This window comes from Vibrio sp. 1249-1, assembly GCF_033340495.1.
The window spans coordinates 1-537 of record NZ_JAWOWJ010001086.1 but is presented as its reverse complement, the minus strand read 5'-3'; the positions used below and the strand labels follow the sequence as shown (position 1 = coordinate 537).

Genomic DNA, 537 nt, shown 5'->3' with positions numbered 1-537 from the left:
CAAAACAAAGGCCGGAAGTTCCGGGCTTAGGCAGCATCGTATGGTTTAGTTGGGACTACTTTGTTGGGTATTCAATCCAACTAGAACCATCAAGTGATACATAATACTTCCCTTGTACTTCAATCACAGTAGAACCGGAGTTCTGCGCGACAATGCGTGTTTCTGGTAGGTTCTCCGTCAATATTGAAGGGCTAAACGTCTTACTTTGATAAATGTTTTTATCCAGAATATTCGACACGAGCTGTGACAACGCCAGATAGCTAGAGGGCGCATTGACGTGTTCTGTGCTGCCCTGACGTTGAATTCCTTCTCCGAAGATTTTAATTCCTACCGGGGTGTGAACGATCGTTGGCGCAGGAATTTCTCGCATACCTGAAATCTGCATTCGGTCTCCTCGCATACCACCACCATGTTCTGGTACCAAGGCCACAACAATGTTGCGCTTTGAGGACTCTAAGGTTTTAAAGAACGCGTAGAGATCATCAAGCAAATTCTTAAGGCGCATTTTGTAGCTAGCAATGGATGTGCTTGAATTCG

1 protein-coding gene is annotated in these 537 nt (G+C 45.3%); it reads right to left on the bottom strand.

Annotated features, from left to right (window positions below):
* Nucleotides 1–55 precede the first annotated feature (55 nt).
* Nucleotides 56–537, bottom strand: a 482-nt coding sequence (gene bcsG / locus R7Z50_RS30610) for a cellulose biosynthesis protein BcsG (RefSeq protein WP_318150165.1), incomplete at its 5' end; no start/stop codon positions are given.